The 18,389-nt window shown below is 43.0% G+C and carries 17 protein-coding genes; 15 read left to right on the forward strand and 2 right to left on the reverse strand.

Features of this window, described 5'->3' with window-relative positions:
- Positions 1–22 precede the first annotated feature (22 nt).
- Positions 23–1,066, reverse strand: a complete 1,044-nt coding sequence (locus IGJ42_RS02420; protein ID WP_275626403.1) for a LacI family DNA-binding transcriptional regulator — start codon at positions 1,064–1,066, stop codon at positions 23–25.
- A 178-nt stretch (positions 1,067–1,244) separates the two neighbouring features.
- On the opposite strand from IGJ42_RS02420, the gene IGJ42_RS02425 reads away from it, so the two are divergent.
- From IGJ42_RS02425 to sufB, 13 genes are all read left to right on the forward strand, one after another.
- On the forward strand, positions 1,245–1,667 hold the full coding sequence (locus tag IGJ42_RS02425) for a hypothetical protein (protein WP_086332977.1): 423 nt from the start codon (positions 1,245–1,247) through the stop codon (positions 1,665–1,667).
- On the forward strand, positions 1,630–3,471 hold the full coding sequence (locus IGJ42_RS02430) for a DUF2264 domain-containing protein (protein WP_429947024.1): 1,842 nt from the start codon (positions 1,630–1,632) through the stop codon (positions 3,469–3,471). The genes IGJ42_RS02425 and IGJ42_RS02430 overlap by 38 nt, the downstream gene beginning before the upstream one ends.
- Positions 3,455–4,606 (forward strand): glycoside hydrolase family 88 protein, encoded by a 1,152-nt coding sequence (locus IGJ42_RS02435; protein WP_086316854.1) that lies wholly within the window; start codon positions 3,455–3,457, stop codon positions 4,604–4,606. Before IGJ42_RS02430 ends, IGJ42_RS02435 begins: the two co-directional genes overlap by 17 nt.
- 45 nt (positions 4,607–4,651) lie before the next feature.
- Entirely contained in the window at positions 4,652–5,923 is a 1,272-nt protein-coding gene (locus IGJ42_RS02440; protein WP_429947026.1) for an ABC transporter substrate-binding protein, read from the forward strand.
- 86 nt (positions 5,924–6,009) lie between these two features.
- On the forward strand, positions 6,010–6,912 hold the full coding sequence (locus tag IGJ42_RS02445) for a carbohydrate ABC transporter permease (protein ID WP_005232126.1): 903 nt from the start codon (positions 6,010–6,012) through the stop codon (positions 6,910–6,912).
- Positions 6,913–6,925: 13 nt separating this feature from the next.
- Positions 6,926–7,798 (forward strand): carbohydrate ABC transporter permease, encoded by an 873-nt coding sequence (locus tag IGJ42_RS02450; protein ID WP_005232123.1) that lies wholly within the window; start codon positions 6,926–6,928, stop codon positions 7,796–7,798.
- Between the two features lie 11 nt (positions 7,799–7,809).
- On the forward strand, positions 7,810–8,466 hold the full coding sequence (locus tag IGJ42_RS02455; protein WP_429947027.1) for a DUF624 domain-containing protein: 657 nt from the start codon (positions 7,810–7,812) through the stop codon (positions 8,464–8,466).
- A gap of 60 nt (positions 8,467–8,526) precedes the next feature.
- Positions 8,527–9,069: a GNAT family N-acetyltransferase gene (locus IGJ42_RS02460; protein WP_008376042.1), complete on the forward strand. Its 543-nt coding sequence runs from the start codon at positions 8,527–8,529 to the stop codon at positions 9,067–9,069.
- A 227-nt stretch (positions 9,070–9,296) separates the two neighbouring features.
- Complete coding sequence (gene sufC / locus IGJ42_RS02465; RefSeq protein ID WP_005232112.1) at positions 9,297–10,070, forward strand: Fe-S cluster assembly ATPase SufC; 774 nt, start codon at positions 9,297–9,299, stop codon at positions 10,068–10,070.
- 13 nt (positions 10,071–10,083) lie between these two features.
- The gene (gene sufD / locus IGJ42_RS02470) at positions 10,084–11,388 is read left to right on the forward strand and encodes a Fe-S cluster assembly protein SufD (RefSeq protein ID WP_087664855.1); all 1,305 of its coding nucleotides are present in this window, start codon (positions 10,084–10,086) and stop codon (positions 11,386–11,388) included.
- The gene (locus IGJ42_RS02475) at positions 11,385–12,629 is read left to right on the forward strand and encodes a cysteine desulfurase (RefSeq protein WP_061053721.1); all 1,245 of its coding nucleotides are present in this window, start codon (positions 11,385–11,387) and stop codon (positions 12,627–12,629) included. The genes sufD and IGJ42_RS02475 overlap by 4 nt, the downstream gene beginning before the upstream one ends.
- Positions 12,607–13,101: a Fe-S cluster assembly sulfur transfer protein SufU gene (gene sufU, locus IGJ42_RS02480; protein ID WP_005232105.1), complete on the forward strand. Its 495-nt coding sequence runs from the start codon at positions 12,607–12,609 to the stop codon at positions 13,099–13,101. Before IGJ42_RS02475 ends, sufU begins: the two co-directional genes overlap by 23 nt.
- Before the next feature lie 29 nt (positions 13,102–13,130).
- Positions 13,131–14,522, forward strand: coding sequence for a Fe-S cluster assembly protein SufB (gene sufB / locus IGJ42_RS02485; RefSeq protein ID WP_005232103.1), 1,392 nt, complete (start codon positions 13,131–13,133; stop codon positions 14,520–14,522).
- Positions 14,523–15,196: 674 nt separating this feature from the next.
- On the opposite strand, the gene IGJ42_RS02490 is transcribed toward sufB, so the two are convergent.
- The gene (locus tag IGJ42_RS02490) at positions 15,197–15,505 is read right to left on the reverse strand and encodes a hypothetical protein (protein WP_429947032.1); all 309 of its coding nucleotides are present in this window, start codon (positions 15,503–15,505) and stop codon (positions 15,197–15,199) included.
- A gap of 888 nt (positions 15,506–16,393) precedes the next feature.
- On the opposite strand from IGJ42_RS02490, the gene IGJ42_RS02495 reads away from it, so the two are divergent.
- On the forward strand, positions 16,394–18,088 hold the full coding sequence (locus IGJ42_RS02495; RefSeq protein ID WP_087664882.1) for a DUF2075 domain-containing protein: 1,695 nt from the start codon (positions 16,394–16,396) through the stop codon (positions 18,086–18,088).
- Positions 18,051–18,386 carry a nucleotide pyrophosphohydrolase gene (locus IGJ42_RS02500; RefSeq protein WP_034857870.1) on the forward strand — a complete coding sequence of 112 codons (336 nt, stop codon included), beginning with the start codon at positions 18,051–18,053 and terminating at the stop codon, positions 18,384–18,386. Before IGJ42_RS02495 ends, IGJ42_RS02500 begins: the two co-directional genes overlap by 38 nt.
- The last annotated feature ends 3 nt before the right edge of the window (positions 18,387–18,389 follow it).

Below are 18,389 nucleotides of genomic sequence, written 5' to 3' on the forward strand. Positions count from 1 at the left end.
TGCAAGAAGACACCGCAGCTTCTCACCCTTCTTTTGGTTTTGCGGTAGATTGACGAATCACCAGCTGGGTACTTAAAAAGATTCGTCTGGCGATCCCAGGATTTTCGATGCGGTTATAGAGTAGCTCTAACCCCGTTTCACCCATCTCTTCAGTAAATGCTTGGACCGAAGAAAGGGGTGGAGAGACATAACGTGACACCGAAATATCGTTGATGCCCATAACACTGATGTCTTCAGGAATCTTGATTCCATGAGCCGTTAGCGTATGAATGACCCCGATCGCAAAGGCATCATTGGCTGCCAAAATCGCAGTCGGCAAGTGATCCTGCCACAAAGCCAATGCCTGCTCCGTTAATTCTTCCCCCGTTTGGACATCCAAACGACTATTTTCTTTCACGATGAAATAATCCTCATCAAACAGCTGATAATGCTGCATCATATCGACATAGGTGTTGACCGTTGGCGTTTTGTACCGCCGATACCCATACATATTTTGACTTTCCTCGGCGCCGATAAAGGCGATTTTTTGATGACCAAGTCCCATCAAGTGAGAAAGAGCCAACTCGGTTGCTTGCGTAAAATCGGTATTGACAGAATCGTAGTCATCCAGCGGAAAGTTACTGCCGATCACACAGAGGTTGGGGTGTAGCTCATGGAGCTTCTTGACCCGCTCTTCTGTAAACTTGCCGATCGCCAGTAAGCCGTCGACGGACTGGATCACTGACTCATCAAGGTTGGAGATTTTTAACAGATCACAACCCAGTTCGGCGGCGCGTTTTTCCACACCTAAACGAATCGACATATAGTAAATGTCTTCCAATTCTTCATCATCCATCCGCCACTGAACGATCCCGATCGATTTGTTGTGTTTTTTTGGTACATCCACTGGTAGTTCACGCTGCTTTTGCTTGTTTTTGTATTTCGTATAATTTAGTTTTTCAGCTGCCTCGAAAATCTTTCGTTTGGTTTCTTCGGTCACTGAAAGACTAGGATCGTAGTTCAGAACCCGTGATACGGTTGATATTGATACCTCAGCTATGGTCGCTATGTCGGTAATCGTAGCCATAGAATCCCTCCTCCAATGCTTCTCCTCTTCAGTATATTTCTTTTTAGTAAAAAAACCAAGAGAGAAATTGCCCTCAAGTAAAAATTTTACTTTTTTTAGGAAAAACTATTGATTATTTTCCTAAAAAAAAGTATGATTTGAAATGAAGAAAGCGTTTTAAAAAATGAGGGTGGCATGAATGAAGTGGATTAATTCGTTATTTATCCTGGGTCTACTTATGGGGTTGACTGCTTGTTCTCCAAATGAAGCAACGCAGACGCAAGCATTTTCCCAAAGCAGCGAAAAGCAATTAAAAGAACGAGCGCTTTGTTATTCTGACGAAGATTTTTCGCAAGGTGTCGTCCAGTTGCATGAATTCGTGAAGCTATCTGGCACCATCGTGAAGAGTGATGCGAAAACAGCAGACATTGAGAAAGGGGATCGATTTATTTTAGAAACAGCGGCTGGACAGTACCAAGTATTCAATGAACAAAGTCAGCAATTGAAACTACAAGAAGTGGTGACGATCTACGGAGAATATTATGGGTTTATTAAAGCGACATTGATTGAAAGGAAGGATGCGGATGCAATCACAGAAGCTGCAGCAATTGAAAAAGAATAAATTTGAAAGTTATGAAGATGTAGCAGCCGGCTTCAAAACGATCATGGATCAACTCAAACCCGCTTTTGCAAGCAGTCGTCCCGGATACTTGGCTTTAGGCAGCCATGGGACTGTCTATGAGAAAGAGGTACAGGAACTTGAAGCGTTCTTGCGACCACTTTGGGGACTCGCGCCTTATCTAACCCAGCAAGAAGATTCATTCATGGAAACCTATCTCTCAGGAATTATTGCGGGTACAGATCCAGAGAGTCCCGATTATTGGGGTGTTGTGGAAGACTTCGACCAACGAATCGTGGAAATGGCTTCGCTAAGTACTTTTTTACTATTAAACAAAGAAAAAACGTGGGATGTTTTATCCCAACGCCAAAAAGATGATCTCCATGCGTGGCTGATCCAAGTCAATCAACGAGAAATTCCTGCAAACAATTGGCATTTCTTTCGGGTTCTCGTCAATGTAGCCATGAAGCGTTGTGGCAGCAGCTTTTCTCAAGAAAAAATCGATGCTGACTTGGCATTGATCGAGACCTTTTATTTAGGGGAAGGATGGTACTGTGACGGAGTAGCCACTCAAATCGATTATTATGTATCTTTTGCGATCCACTACTATAGTCTTCTGTACTGTCGATTTGTCCCTGAAGATCTTGAAAGGGCAACGAAGTTCAAACAACGAGCCACCGATTTTGCTCAAACCTTCAAGCATTGGTTTGCAGCAGGTGGTGCCGCCGTTCCTTTTGGTCGAAGTTTGACGTATCGCTTTGCGCAAGTTTCTTTCTTCAGCGCATTGGTTTTTGCGGATGTTGAAGCATTGCCATGGGGAGAGATCAAGGGGTTGATCAGTCGTCACCTGCATCAGTGGATGCAGCAAGACATTTTTACTTCCGAAGGGATACTGACGGTCGGCTATTCGTACCAGAATCTGATCTTTGCCGAAGGTTACAATGCACCAGGTTCGCCTTATTGGGCGTTAAAAACCTTTCTTTTGTTAGCGGTACCAAAGGAGCATCCCTATTGGCAAGCCACTCCCACGCCATTAGCGATCGCTGAAAGAACACTGGCTCATCCCATCAGTAAGAACTTTTATCAACACAATCAAGACTTGACGCATGCCTTGATGTTTCCTGCAGGACAATTTATCAACTATCAAAGTCATGCCAGCAGCAAATATAGCAAATTTGTCTACTCAACGACGTTTGGCAATAGCGTGCCCAAGAGCAATTATTGGTTTTATGAAGGAAATTATGACAACACATTGGCTTTGTCAGAAGATGACCATTACTTTCGCACCAAAGGATTGGATCGCCAGTATCAGCTTTTACCTGATCGGATCATTCATGAATGGGATCCGTGGGAAGACGTGAAGATAAAAACAACGATCATTCCACTGATAGGCAGTCACCTTCGCATTCATGAGATCAATTCTCAGCGCGCCCTTTCTTTCTATGAGGGTGGGTTTTCATCACCGAAAGAGGCAACTGCCATCACTGAAAAAACCGCAAGCAGCGCTGCGGTACGAACATCGATCGGCTATTCGAAAATCGAGGTGATCGCTGGCTATGAAACGAGCGATGTCTTACGAACGGAGCCCAATACGAACCTCTTGTATCCTGCAACTTGGCTGCCGTATTTAACTGCTCAACGACAAGCGGGAAAGCACCTGTTCGTTTCCCTCGTCACCGGCTTGCTTCCACAAGAACAAGAACAAGCAGTGACCGTCGAAGTGACAACAAACAACATTACGATCAATCAATCCGGACATATGATCCAGGTTGAGCGAATAGGAGGAAAAAATGGAAACCAGCTATGACGTACAGCTATCACAATGGGTAGCCGAGCAAATCGACTTCACCGTTAATCAAGTAAGAAAGAATACTAAGACCTTTGACACGTTGGTCCCACCTGCAGCAAGTGAACAGCTTGTCTATCGACCAGAAGCCAACCATGATTGGACGGCGAGTTTTTGGACTGGCATGTTGTTTTTGAGTAAAGAACTGACGGGATCAACAGAATTTGATGAAACCATCGAAAAACAGCTGCACTCTTTCCAAGAACGATTGAACCAAAGAATTGGACTAGAAACCCATGATATCGGGTTTTTGTATAGTTTGACTGCGATTGCCGACTATCGAGTGAACGGACGGGAATCTTCGAAAAAACTCGCGATTGCCGCCGCCGATCTATTAATGGCCCGTTACTCACCCAAAGCCCAGATCATTCAAGCGTGGGGCAATCTCGATGATCCGCAACAACGGGGGCGCATCATTATTGATTGCTTGATGAATTTGCCGCTATTGTATTTTGCTTCCCAAATGACCGGGGATGAATCCTACAAAAAAGCAGCCTATGCTCATGCCAAGCAGACCCAGAAATACATCGTGCGAGACAACGCCACGACGTACCACACCTATTACTTCGACGTTGAAACTGGAGCGGCGATCGGCGGCAATACCCAACAAGGCTATGCTGATGATTCCTGCTGGGCAAGAGGGCAAGCGTGGGGAATCTACGGATTTACGCTTAGTTACCTTTACACCGGTGATACCAGTTTCTTGAAGACTGCTCAAGACCTTGCGGATTACTTTATTGCTGAATTACCGGCGGACAAGGTCAGTTATTGGGATTTAGTGTTTAGCGATGGTAGTCAGGAAGAAAGGGATAGTTCGGCCGCCGCCATCGCAGTCTGTGGCTTGTTAGAACTGGCGAAACATTTACCGATCACGCAGCCAAACCAAGCCGCCTACCAGAAAAACGCCTTGGCGATCTTGGCATCGTTAGCCCAAAACTATACAACGATCGACCATCCCGAATCAAACGGACTTTTGATGCATGGGGTTTATGACAAGAATTCCCTCAAAGGGGTCGATGAATGCATGATCTGGGGCGATTATTATTACATGGAAGCGCTGATGCGGGTGTCACAAAGTTGGTATTCCTATTGGTAGTTTTAGGGGCGACCCTTTAAAAAAATGTTTAATGGAGGAATAAAAATGCACTTTTTGAAAAAAGGTTTATTAGCAGCAACGATGTTTGGGACGATCGCAGCTTTGGCAGCCTGTGGAGGCGGAGCGACAGATGATTCCGCTGCTTCTGAAGATGGCGACATCAAATTGACCGTAACCACTTGGAATTACGATACGACACCTGAATTCGAAAAACTATTCCGTGCCTTTGAAGAAGCGAATCCGGGCATTACCGTTGAGCCTGTCGATATTGCTTCAGATGATTATGATACCAAACTGACGACCATGCTCTCTTCCGGAGATACGACAGATATTTTGACCATGAAAAATTTACTTTCTTACTCTAATTATGCGTTGCGGGACCAATTGGTGGATCTCACCGACCATATCGGATCATTGGATATTGCCCCAGCGCAAGAAAGCTATGACATGTATGACGTAGAAGGCAAAACTTATGCACAACCGTATCGGACGGATTTTTGGGTCTTGTATTATAACAAAAAAATGTTCGATGAAGCAGGCTTAGACTACCCATCAAACATCACCTGGGACGAATATGAGGAGCTTGCCAAGCAGCTAACAAAACCAGACGAACAAATTTATGGTGCGTATCAACACACATGGCGTTCTACTACTCAAGCGATTGCAGCTGCTCAAAATGGTGCCAACTTGATCGATCCTCAATACGACTACTTAGAAGAATATTATGATCGTGCATTGCGGATGCAAGACGATAAAGCACAAATGGACTTTGGGACAGCAAAATCAACGAAAGTTACGTATCAATCACAATTTGAAAATGAAAAAGCAGCCATGATGTACATGGGAACTTGGTATATGGGTGCATTGATGACCAATATCGACGATGGCAAGACAGATGTCGAGTGGGGCATTGCGGAAATGCCGCAAAATGAAAAAGGGGAAGTAACGACATTTGGTTCTCCGACTGCTTTTGCCATCAATAAAAATTCAAAACATCAAGAAGCTGCGCAAAAATTCTTAGACTTTTGTTCCGGTGAAGAAGGCGCCAAAGTATTAGCAGAAGTCGGTGTCGTTCCTTCGTATAAGACTGATGCCATTGATGAACTTTACTTCTCCCGTGAAGGCATGCCCGCCGATGAAGTATCGAAAAAAGCCTTCAATCCAGAAACCGTCGCGATCGAGTTTCCTGTCGATGAAAATGGACCAGCGATCGACAAAATCTTGCAAGAAGAACATGACTTGATCCTTTTAGGGGATGAAACACCAAAAGAAGGCATTGCGAATATGGAAAAAAGGGTGAAATCTGAAACCGAATAGTCCTAACGAGAGAAGGGACTTGGGCAAAAAAGTTCCTTCTCTTTATTAATGAAAGGGGGCCTGCTGGCAAGCAGCAGGAGACAAATATGGAAATAACCTCAAAATCAAAAGCAGCCAATAAGTTGAAACGCAAAAATACGCTAACCGCGCTGTCTTTTATTGCACCGAACTTTATCGGCTTTTTCTTATTTACCTTAGTGCCAGTTGTGTTCTCATTGATTCTGGCTTTCATGGAATGGGATTCCTTTAGTTCGCCTGAATTTGTGGGAATGAAAAATTTCAGCAAAATGCTAGGGGACGACACCTTTTGGATCTCGTTAAAGAACACCTTTCTCTATACGATTGGCGTCGTTCCATTAACGTTAGTATGTTCCTTAGGCTTAGCGATTTTATTGAATAAAAAAGTACGTGGAATGAAGTTTTTCCGTACTGCCTTCTTCTTTCCTTATGTCACCTCGTTAGTTGCGATCGCTGTCGTGTGGAACATGTTGTTTCACCCAACGATGGGACCAATCAATCAGTTCTTGAAATTTTTTATTGAAAATCCTCCTGGTTGGACCTCCAGCTCTGATTGGGCTTTGACGGCGATCATCATAGTCAGCGTCTGGCGTGGCATGGGGTATTACATGATCTTATACTTGGCAGGGCTACAAAGTGTGCCAAAGGAATTGTATGAAGCGGCTTCGATCGATGGGGCCAACAAGTGGCAGCAGTTTCGCAACGTGACGTTGCCGTCCTTACGACCAACGACCTTCTTTGTTTCGATCATGCTGGTCATAAACTGTTTCAAGATCTTCGATTTGGTCCAAGTCATGACTGCCGGCGGACCCGGTCGAGCCACCAATGTCTTGGTGTATCAAATTTACAACGAAGCGTTTGTGAAATTTAATTTTGGTTACGCATCTGCGATCGCCATGGTCTTGTTTGTGATCGTTTTGGGCATCACGGTGATCCAGTTTAAGTGGAACCAAAGACAAGAACGGGTGTAAGGAGGGAGTACAGATGGAAAATACACTGAGTAAAAAGAATGTTCAAGCCAAACCAAAACAAAAAGCCAAGCTGTCGGTCGGCAGTGTCTCCTTGATTCTTTTATTAACATTTCTCGCGTTAGTGACACTGATCCCGTTTCTCTGGATGATCTCTGCTTCTTTTAAGACCAATAACGATGTTTTTAGCGTACCGATCCAATGGATTCCAAAAAGTTGGCACCCAGAAAACTATACGGTGATCTGGGATCGCATTCCTTTGCTGACTTTTTTCAAGAACACAGCATTTTTGAGCGTCATCATTACCTTGATCCAACTGTTTACCTCTAGCTTTGCGGCTTATGGGTTTTCGAAGATGCATTTCAAAGGACGCGACCTGTTGTTTCTGACATACATCGGTACGATTGCGATTCCTTGGCAATCCTATATGATTCCTCAGTTCATCATGATGCGCCAGTTCGGGCTGACAGACACGCTTTGGTCTTTGGTCCTCTTACAAGCCTTCAGTGCCTTTGGCGTCTTTTTGTTGAAACAATACTATAGTAGTATTCCTGATTCACTGTGTGAAAGTGCGCGGATCGATGGTTTGAGTGAGTGGGGGATCTATCGAAAAATCATTCTACCACTGACGAAGCCCGCTTTAGCGAGTCTGACCATCATCACCTTCGTCAATACATGGAATGATTATATGGGACCATTTATCTACCTCTCCTCAACCGAAAACAAAACCATTCAGTTAGGGTTGAAAATGTTTGTCGGCTTATATGATGCCGAGTACGCCCTGATCATGGCAGCATCTGTGGTCTCCATTTTGCCAGTGGCGATCGTCTTTTTAGCAATGCAAAAATACTTCGTAGAAGGAATCGCTACTTCGGGAATGAAAAATTGAGGTGATCAATCATGTTTACCAAACCTACCTTTGAAAACAATCTTTACATGCGGATCTTCCGCTGGCTATATATTGGCTTTGCCCTGAATATCAGTTTTTGGGTCGTGAACACACCCTACACCCTCACGGCAATGTTCTTGGCAGTCGATCCTAGAAACCTCCTTTGGTTTGCATTGGCACTCTTGCTGATTGGTCCAAGCATGATCAGCCTCCTGGCTGCGATCGATCGCTTTGCAGAACACAAAGACATCGATCCAGTAAAAGATTTCTGCTACTTTTTACGAACCTTTGCCGTGCGCGGGTTTCTCTATTGGCTCATCGGCTGGCTGGGGAGTGTCATTGCGATCGTGGATATTCTGTTTGCGATTCAATTTGAAAGTGGCAAATGGCTCGTTCCTTTCTTTCTTTTGTTAGGGATGCTTTCCATAGCTCTTAGTATCAACGCGTGGTACTTCCAAGTGCGTAATCCAAAAGCAGCTAAGAAAGATGTCCTGCGTACCGCACTTTTCTTCACTTTGAAAAAATGGCCTGTTAGTTTGTTAGCAACCTGTTTGTTTGTTGCCGTTTTTGTCGCCTTGATTTTGAAGCCGCAATTTGGCTTTACTCTTTTTCCAGTCCTTTTTTTCGGACTCCTTTATTTAAACTTACGGAAATTTCAGATAAAATAGAAAGAAAGTCGTCTACGAATAAAGGAGACGACTTTTTTTAGGAGAAAGGGGGGCTTGAAAATGGCAGAAACAGTCACACTTCAACCGATTACCGAAGAAATGCTTGCTGAACTTTGGTCGATCAGCTATGGACCAAAGGCAGATTTAGAATGGAAAAAATGGGACGGACCGTATTTCCAAGACCCCGTATTGACGTGGGAAGAATTTCGAACGGGGTTTGGCGCTAGCTGTATCGACAACCCGTTACGTAAAGCGATCAGCTATCAAGGTAGAATCGTGGGGATCGCGACCGCTTATTGGGAAGACAATACCTTGCAGCAGTGGTTGGAATTCGGGATAGCCATCTATGATGCTTCCCTTTGGAATCAAGGCATTGGCAGCCAAGCAATTCGCCAGTGGATCAATGAGTTGTTTGAATCACAGCCTCATATCCAGCGTGTCGGGTACACCACGTGGTCGGGCAATCACCGCATGATGAAACTAGGAGAAAAGCTAGGGATGACCAAAGAAGCCCAGATCCGCAAAGTCCGTTTCTGGGAAGGCACCTATTATGATTCCATCAAGTATGGCATCTTGCGAGAAGAATGGGCACAGCAGAAGTGAAGGTAGGGGATACGGCAGCCAATGTCGTATTCCTTTTTCTTTTTTTACAACAAATCAAAAAAATTTCTAGCATTACAGACAATAACCATGTACTATCTCTATGTAATACTTTATAATAATTCCAATGTACAGATTAGAAATATTTTAAAAAAGTCGGGAATAGCGTTTGAAGTTCATTCTCAATTAGTCTAAAATAGTGAGAAAGAAAAGATACTGGAGGGAAAGAAATGTCAGTTTTAGAAATCAAAAATCTACACGTCCAAATCGAAGATAAAAAGATCTTAAAAGGTGTTGACTTAGTGTTAAAAACTGGAGAGATCCATGCCATCATGGGACCAAACGGTACAGGGAAATCAACCTTGTCCGCTGCCATCATGGGCAACCCGAATTATGAAGTGACAGAAGGAGAAATTTTGTTCGACGGCGAAAACGTCTTGGAAATGGAAGTGGATGAGCGAGCTCGCTTAGGTTTGTTCTTGGCGATGCAATACCCAAGTGAAATTCCAGGCATCACCAATGCAGAATTCATGCGGGCAGCGATCAATGCCAAACGTGACGAAGACGACAAAATCTCTGTCATGGATTTCTTGAAAAAATTAGATGAAAAAATGGATTTATTGAATATGCCCGAAGAAATGGCGGAACGCTATCTGAATGAAGGCTTCTCTGGTGGAGAAAAGAAACGAAATGAAATCTTGCAATTGTTGATGCTAGATCCAACCTTTGCGATTTTGGATGAGATCGACTCTGGTCTAGATATCGATGCCTTGAAAGTCGTAGCAAAAGGCGTCAATGAAATGCGCGGCGAAGGCTTTGGCGCTTTGATCATCACCCATTACCAACGTCTGTTAAACTACATCACACCAGACGTGGTTCATATCATGATGGAAGGCCGTGTCGTGATGACCGGTTCGGCAGACTTAGCCAAACGCCTAGAAGCAGAAGGCTATGCTGGGATCAGTAAAGAGTTAGGGATCGACTACAAAGAAGAAGAAGCGTAAGGAGGCAAGGTAAATGGCAAAATTACAGGATTATCTTGAACAAGTCAACGTTTTTTCAGCGTTAAAAGAAGAGCCTGAATGGATGTTGGAATTACGCCAAGCAGCCCTTGCGAAAGTGGATGAACTTGCGTTTCCAAAAATCGAGCGGGTGCGTTACGAGCGTTGGCCATTGTTCAATATCGACGAACAAGCACTTGCTGGTGAGTACGCTTTGTCAGAAGAAGAAGTGGCAGGCGCAGTTCCTGCCTTTGACGCGATGGATAACCATCCGACCCTCGTTCAGTTCGATGGCACCACGATCTTTGAGCAATTACCGCAAGAGTTGATCGACAAAGGCGTGATCTTTACCGACTTGTTTACAGCAATGAAAGAAGTACCAGAGTTGGTTAATCAATACTATATGACCAAAGCAGTGCCAATGGACGAAGACAAAATGACCGCAGCACATGCGGCGTTTATGAATAGCGGCATGTTCTTGTATGTACCAAAAAACGTGGTGATCGAAGAACCCCTTGAAGCGATTTTCTACCACAATGGCAATAGCCAAGCGCATTTCTTCAAACACATTTTGATCGTTGCCGATGAACACAGTGAGTTCAGCTACTTGGAACGTTTCCAAACCAAAGGCGACCAAGCGAAAAAACTGTCAGGCAATATCGTAGTGGAAGTAATTGCCAAAGCAGGCGCGAAGGTCAAATTCTCTGCGATTGATCAGTTAGGTGTCAACATTACTACGTACATGAATCGTCGCGGCTACGTATTACGAGATGCGATGGTAGATTGGGCGATCGGAGTCATGAATGACGGCGACGTCGTGGCAGACTTTGATTCTGATCTTGTAGGCGAAGGCGCGCATTCGGAAGTCAAAGCGGTCGCAATCAGTGCTGGACGCCAAACACAAGGAATCGATACCCGCGTAACCAACAAAGCACCGCATTCCATTGGTCATATCCTGCAACACGGCGTTATCAGAGAACGCGGCGTCTTAACCTTTAACGGTATCGGACACATTTTAAAAGGAGCCAAAGGGGCGGACGCGCAACAAGAAAGCCGTGTCCTAATGCTTTCAGACCAAGCCCGTGGCGATGCTAACCCAATCCTTTTGATCGATGAGCACGAAGTAACAGCCGGACACGCAGCCAGTGTGGGACGGGTCGATCCAGAAGAAATGTACTACTTGATGAGTCGTGGGTTGCGCAAAGAAGAAGCGGAACGTTTGGTGATTCGTGGTTTCTTAGGATCCGTCTTGACCGCGATCCCAGTCAAAGAAGTGCAACAAGAATTGGTTGCCGTTATCGAAGGGAAGTTGCTCGCATGATCGATGCCCAAAAAGTGAAACAAGCGTTTCCCATCTTGGATCAGCTCGTAAATGACGAACCATTGATCTACCTCGACAATGCCGCCACTACGCAAAAACCAGAGGCGGTGCTACAGGCAATCACCGATTATTACCATCAAGACAATGCCAACGTTCATCGTGGGGTTCATACCCTCGCAGAACGGGCGACCCATTCCTATGAAGGCGCACGAGAAAAGGTTCGCCGTTTTATCCATGCGAGTGAGACGGCGGAAGTGCTGTTTACTCGAGGGACGACCACTGGTTTAAATTGGGTCTCCCGCAGCTACGGCGACCGTTTTGTCAATGAAGGCGATGAAATCGTGATTTCTTATATGGAACATCACTCCAATATCATCCCTTGGCAGCAATTAGCTGCTCGGAAAAAAGCTACCTTGAAATATATCCAGTTGACACCAGAAGGCACCTTGGACATGGAAGATGCCAAGAAACAGATCACAGACAAAACCGCCATCGTTTCGATCGCGCACGTTTCCAATGTTTTAGGCGTGATCAATCCGATTGCAGAGCTAACCAAATTGGCGCATCAGCACCAAGCCGTCATGGTGGTGGATGGTGCTCAGGCTGTTCCACATATGGCAGTTGATGTCCAAGCACTGGATTGTGATTTCTATGCCTTTTCTGGCCATAAAATGTGCGGACCAACTGGCATCGGTGTCTTATACGGCAAACGGCAATGGCTGGATCAAATGGAGCCCGTCGAATTTGGCGGTGAAATGATCGATTTTGTCCATCTGCAAGAAAGCACGTGGAAAGAACTGCCGTGGAAATTTGAAGCGGGCACACCAAATATTGCCGGCGCGATCGGCTTAGGTGCAGCGGTCGATTACTTAACAGAAATCGGCTTAGAAAACATCCACGCCCATGAAGCAGACTTAGCTGCCTACGTTTTGCCCAAACTGCAAGCCATTGAAGGTTTGACCATCTATGGTCCCCAAGAAGCAGCAAAACGCACGGGAGTGATCGCCTTTAATCTAGCAGGCATCCATCCTCATGATGTTGCCACCGCTTTAGACATGGAAGGCATCGCGGTACGGGCAGGTCATCATTGTGCCCAACCCCTCTTGACCTATTTGCAAGTCCCAGCGACTGCACGGGCCAGCTTTTACCTGTATAATACAAGAGAGGACGCCGATCGACTGGTTGACGCCATCAAGCTGACGAAGGAGTTTTTCCAACATGGCACTAACGAAATTAGATAATTTGTATCGACAAGTCATTCTGGATCATTCCAGCCACCCACATCATCGGGGCACCTTGGATGATTCAACGTACAAAGTCGAATTGAATAACCCTACCTGTGGCGACGTGATCCACTTGGAGCTCGCTGTCGAAGGAGACACCATCAAAGACATCGCGTTTACTGGCGAAGGCTGTTCCATCAGTACCGCCAGTGCATCCATGATGGGGGATGCGATTATCGGTAAGACACTAGCAGAAGCTGGTGAACTTTCAGGCTTGTTTTCTGAGCTCGTCCAAGGAAATGACATTCCCCAAAGCGATCGTTTAGGCGATGCTTCCATGCTTGGGGGTGTGGCGAAGTTTCCTGCACGCATCAAGTGTGCGACCTTAGCTTGGAAAGCATTAGAAAAAGCCATTGCTGCCGACAGTACACAAGCATCTGTCAGTCACAGCCACGCCAATGAATCTGACACTGAAGAAACCAGCGAATAGACAACCACACTACAAAAGGAGTGAGAACCATGGGTGTACCCGAATTAGAAGAATATAAATTTGGCTTCCACGATGACGTGCAGCCTGTTTTTAGTACCGGCGAAGGATTGACCGAAGACATCGTCCGTGAAATCTCACGGGTCAAGCAAGAGCCAGAATGGATGCTTGAGTTCCGCTTGAAGTCTCTTGAAGCCTTCAACAAGATGCCCATGCAAAACTGGGGCCCAGACCTGTCTGACATCGATTTTGATGCCATCAAATATTACCAAAAACCAAGTGATCGTCCTGCCCGTGATTGGGATGACGTACCAGAAAAAATCAAAGAGACCTTTGAGCGCATTGGTATTCCAGAAGCCGAGCGGGCATACCTGGCTGGCGCTTCTGCCCAATACGAATCAGAAGTCGTTTACCACAACATGAAAGAAGAGTTTGAAAAACTTGGCATCGTCTTTACCGATACCGATTCAGCCTTGAAGGAATACCCTGAGCTGTTCAAACAATACTTTTCAAAATTAGTCCCACCAACCGATAACAAGCTTGCTGCTTTAAACTCAGCCGTTTGGTCAGGTGGTACCTTTATCTATGTACCAAAAGGCGTTCGTGTCGATGTGCCATTACAAACCTATTTCCGGATCAATGCCGAAAATACCGGTCAGTTTGAACGAACATTGATCATCGTTGACGAAGGCGCCAGCGTCCATTACGTTGAAGGCTGTACCGCCCCAACCTACTCAAGCAATAGTTTGCATGCAGCTATCGTTGAAATTTTCACCCTAAAAGACGCTTACTGCCGCTACACCACCATTCAAAACTGGTCAGACAACGTCTACAACCTAGTAACCAAACGGGCCAAAGCCTTAGAAGGTGCTACCGTTGAATGGATCGATGGCAACCTAGGTGCCAAAACAACCATGAAATACCCAAGTGTGTATCTTGATGGCAAAGGCGCACGAGGCACGATGCTTTCCATTGCCTTTGCAGGTGCCAACCAAATCCAAGATACCGGTGCAAAAATGATCCACAATGCACCAAACACCTCCAGCTCCATCGTCTCAAAATCAATTTCTAAAGACGGCGGTGCAGTAAACTACCGTGGACAAGTCACCTTCGGCAAGAAGAGCGCAGGCTCTATCTCCCATATCGAGTGTGACACCATCATCATGGATGACCTATCGAAATCTGATACCATCCCATTCAATGAGATCCACAACAGCCAAGTGTCCCTAGAACACGAAGCCAAAGTCTCCAAAATCTCAGAAGAACAACTATACTACCTAATGAGCCGCGGCCTCTCCGAAAGCGAAGCAACCGAAATGATCGTTATGGGATTCGTCGAACCATTCACCAAAGAATTACCGATGGAATACGCAGTCGAATTGAACCGGTTGATTAGTTATGAGATGGAAGGGTCTGTGGGGTAATAGGGGTACACTATTACATTCAAAGCTTCATTGACTTGATTAGTATGTTACTGTTTTCCATAAAATAATGAAAAAGGAGTACTCTAAGGAGTGCTCCTTTTTGTATCTTCTTTAGGCTTATTGTTATTAAATTCCTTCAAGAAAAAGGTAGTAATGTCCAACCTACAAAATATAGATTGAACATTACTACCTTTTTCTTAGAGTTTTATCAATTAATAGTTTTCCGAGTTCATAAATTGCTGTTAAAACTGCGATACAAAAAAGTAGTGCAGTATATTGTACAAGAAAAACTATGTTGAACCATAGCCCATAGACCATTGGGAAAACGACTAAAAGACAAACATATAATTCTATCTTTCGTCTTTTTCTTATTTGGAACCATCTTTCGTCTGTCAAAACTAAAACCCCTTTAAGTTAAATTAAAACCGTTAGCCCGTATTCGATCATTGAATTTTTTGGTCAAGCAAGTGATGCCCTCAGCTAAGTATAAGAATAATTGAGAGCTACCAAATAAATATTACCTTATTATCTATATTGGAATAATTTTATCGCAAAAGAATAAATTTAGAATATTCGGACTGTTTTCTCGTCCCAAAATAAGTTGACAATCCGACGAAAAAACTGATTGATAACGGTATCAATCAGTAAGAGCTTAAAACGATCGAAGATTAGTATTACTTATCCACGTTTTCTTTAAAATAGTCATCAATGTACGCCTTAATTTTTTCAAAATCTTTAGTCAGAAAAAATTTAGAAGGAACTTTTATGATGGGGAGGTTATTTTCATTATCAAAAGGAGCGAATGGCTCAGGAAGAACCAAGTAATCAACAGTATCTTTATCTCTCAGATAATTGATTGAAACATCGTAAAACGGTGAAAAATAGTCTTTGAGGCTTGTGTCTCTTTGATAAAGAACACAAGGAGTTAATGGTGTGTAAGATAATCCGTTGCTCAACACTAAGACAAAACAAATTCTTTTCATAAAAAATCACCTTTCCTTTCGATTAAATACTAGCGTTATCTCAACAGTCAAGGATTCGTTATTCATTTGGTAAATCCATTTTAATAGACAAATGGATAAAATAGTAGTGAGCAATAGAAAAATGATTCAGTCGTTGGGTAAAAGGGAACCAGCAATCACAAGTTGTTCCTTTAAAAAACAAGAGATAGGAAAATACCAAGAACAATTATGATTAAGATTTCTAATGCTCCTTCCAGAAATAAATTGTTGTCTTTTAAAAATATCGTTTTCTTTTTATAGGGGAACCAAAATGACTGGTTTGCGTAGTCTGGCGGATATACGGAATCTAAAATACCACTGATAAACAGTAATGGAATTGCTTTGAAAATATTGTCATGGAAGGCTAAATAAATATAGTATGTTAACAAAGAAATTTGAGCGATCCGCAGATGTCTTAGGCTGGTAACTGTATAGTTCATCAAATCATCCTTTCGTAAATGATTATCTCATATTGAATGATTTGGTTAAATTAAAATTATAAAATATTTATTTATATTAATATTGAAAAATAAATTCTTTTAATTTACTAAACAATTTATAAATATCCTAAACAGAGGATGTTTAATGAATTGTCAAATGGGATTTTCAGCTATTTATTTTAGAACGTCTTAGAGAGGATTCGTTTGAAAAGAGTTTCAGGATAATAAGTTAGTCTATTAAATCATTAGCAAAGTATGCACGTTGGACGAAATTAGTAGATTAATCAACAGCGATTTTTTTAGATAATGGTTATTTTGCTAAAACAAAAAATTACCAATTTTGTCTTTAATGCTTTAAGAGCAAAATATGCAATGATATACTAAAATAAATAAACTTAATGGAATAGACACTAAACGGAGACTCTAAAATATGACCAACCAACTAATCATAGAAGATCATCATTTCAAGAAAGGTGAGCTATCTAGCATAACGACGGCTTATATCGATCAGTACCCAGTCGTTTACATACTCTACAACCGAAATGAAAAGAAAAGGCCTGTTGCGTACATTGGTCAAACGGTTCAAGTGAACAAACGATTGAAGCAGCACTTGAATAACTCTAAGCGCAGAGAAATTAAAGAAGTCTTGCTGATTGGACATGAAAAATTCAATCAATCAGCGACCTACAATATCGAAACCAATTTGATCAATCACTTCATTGGGGATGAGCAGTTTCAGTTACAAAATGTCAGTCAAACAAGACAGGTGCAGATGCATCAGTATTATGAAAAAGAGTATTATGATGAAGTGGTCTTCCAAGAGTTATGGGAAGAATTGCAAAGGCGTCAATTGGCGAAGCACTCAATCGATACGATTCGCAACAAAGATGTATATAAATTATCCCCTTTTAAAGAACTGACGCCAGAACAGTTAGATATAAAACTTGAAATCATTGAGTACTGTAAACAAGCGATTCAGCAGGATGAGACACAAAAAGTCTTGATGATCGAAGGAGAAGCTGGAACGGGAAAGAGCGTCCTTTTGGCATCTCTCTATAACACCCTTCAAGACTATACAAAGTCAGAGCCTGTATTAAAAGGCACCGATAACTATTTGTTGGTCAACCATTCAGAAATGTTAAAAACCTATCATACAATGGCAGAAAGTTTGCCAAATTTAAAAAAGAATCATATGCTAAAGCCAACTTCCTTTATTAATAAAACAGATAATCAGAAGTTGCACCCAGACATCGTTATTGTGGATGAGGCCCATTTGCTTTTAACGAAGAAAGACAGCTATAACAGTTTTCACTATGAAAACCAACTAGAAGAGATTATCAAGCGAGCAAAAATCACGATTTGTATCTTTGATCCGAAGCAAGTATTGAAAATCAAAAGTTATTGGGATCAGGACAAATTGGATCAGTTTCAGAAAAGGTACAATGCTTCTCGCTTTAAGCTAAAAGATCAATTAAGAATGAAAAGTAGTCCACAAATTATTCAATGGATCGATGATATCGTAGAAAAACGTGTAACACCGATTCCAGAATCGACAGCATCTTTTGAGCTTCAGATTATGGAAACCCATGATGCGTTGAAGAACAAAATCTTTTCTCTCGATAAAAAGGAAGGTCTGTCACGGATCATCTCAACATTCGATTATGTTCATAAGAAAGACGGAGCTTCATATCTTGTAGATCCTGGTGGGATCAACCTGCCATGGAATACGACCGATACGAAGCGAACATGGGCGGAGCGACCAGATACAATCAGTGAAGTCGGTTCAATCTACACCGTCCAAGGGTTTGATTTAAACAATGTAGGAGTCGTCATTGGCCCTTCCGTTGATTACGATCCAGAGACCGACCAGCTTGTCATCGATATCGATAAATATGAGGACAAAGGGGCGTTTACGGGACGTGACGATATGAACCAAGAATTGACGAAGAAAGCCAAAGAAACGATCATCCTTAATTCATTGAATGTATTAATGAAACGAGCAATCAAAGGGCTTTACATCTATGCAATCAATCCCAATCTGCGCCAAAAACTCTTAACCCTACAAAACGAAAGGAGCCAGGCCTACCATGCAAAACCAACCCTCTTCAATGGAACGGATCAATAAATTCCGAGATGATCGCAATTGGCGACAATTTCATAATGAAAAAGATCTAGCTATTTCTATCTCCATCGAAGCCGCCGAATTGTTGGAGATTTTTCAATGGAAAACACCTAAAGAAGCCACTCAAGATTTCGAACATTTAAAAGAAGAAATTGCCGATGTTCTGATTTATTCCTATATGCTGGCAGACAATTTGGGTCTTGATATTGATGAGATCATCAAAGAAAAGCTGGAAAAAAACAACATGAAGTATCCGGTGAAAGAAAGTAAAGATTCGAAAAAGAAGTATAATGAATTGTAACAA

It is taken from the genome of Enterococcus sp. DIV1067f (assembly GCF_050543505.1).
GTDB lineage: Bacteria > Bacillota > Bacilli > Lactobacillales > Enterococcaceae > Enterococcus_D > Enterococcus_D entomosocium.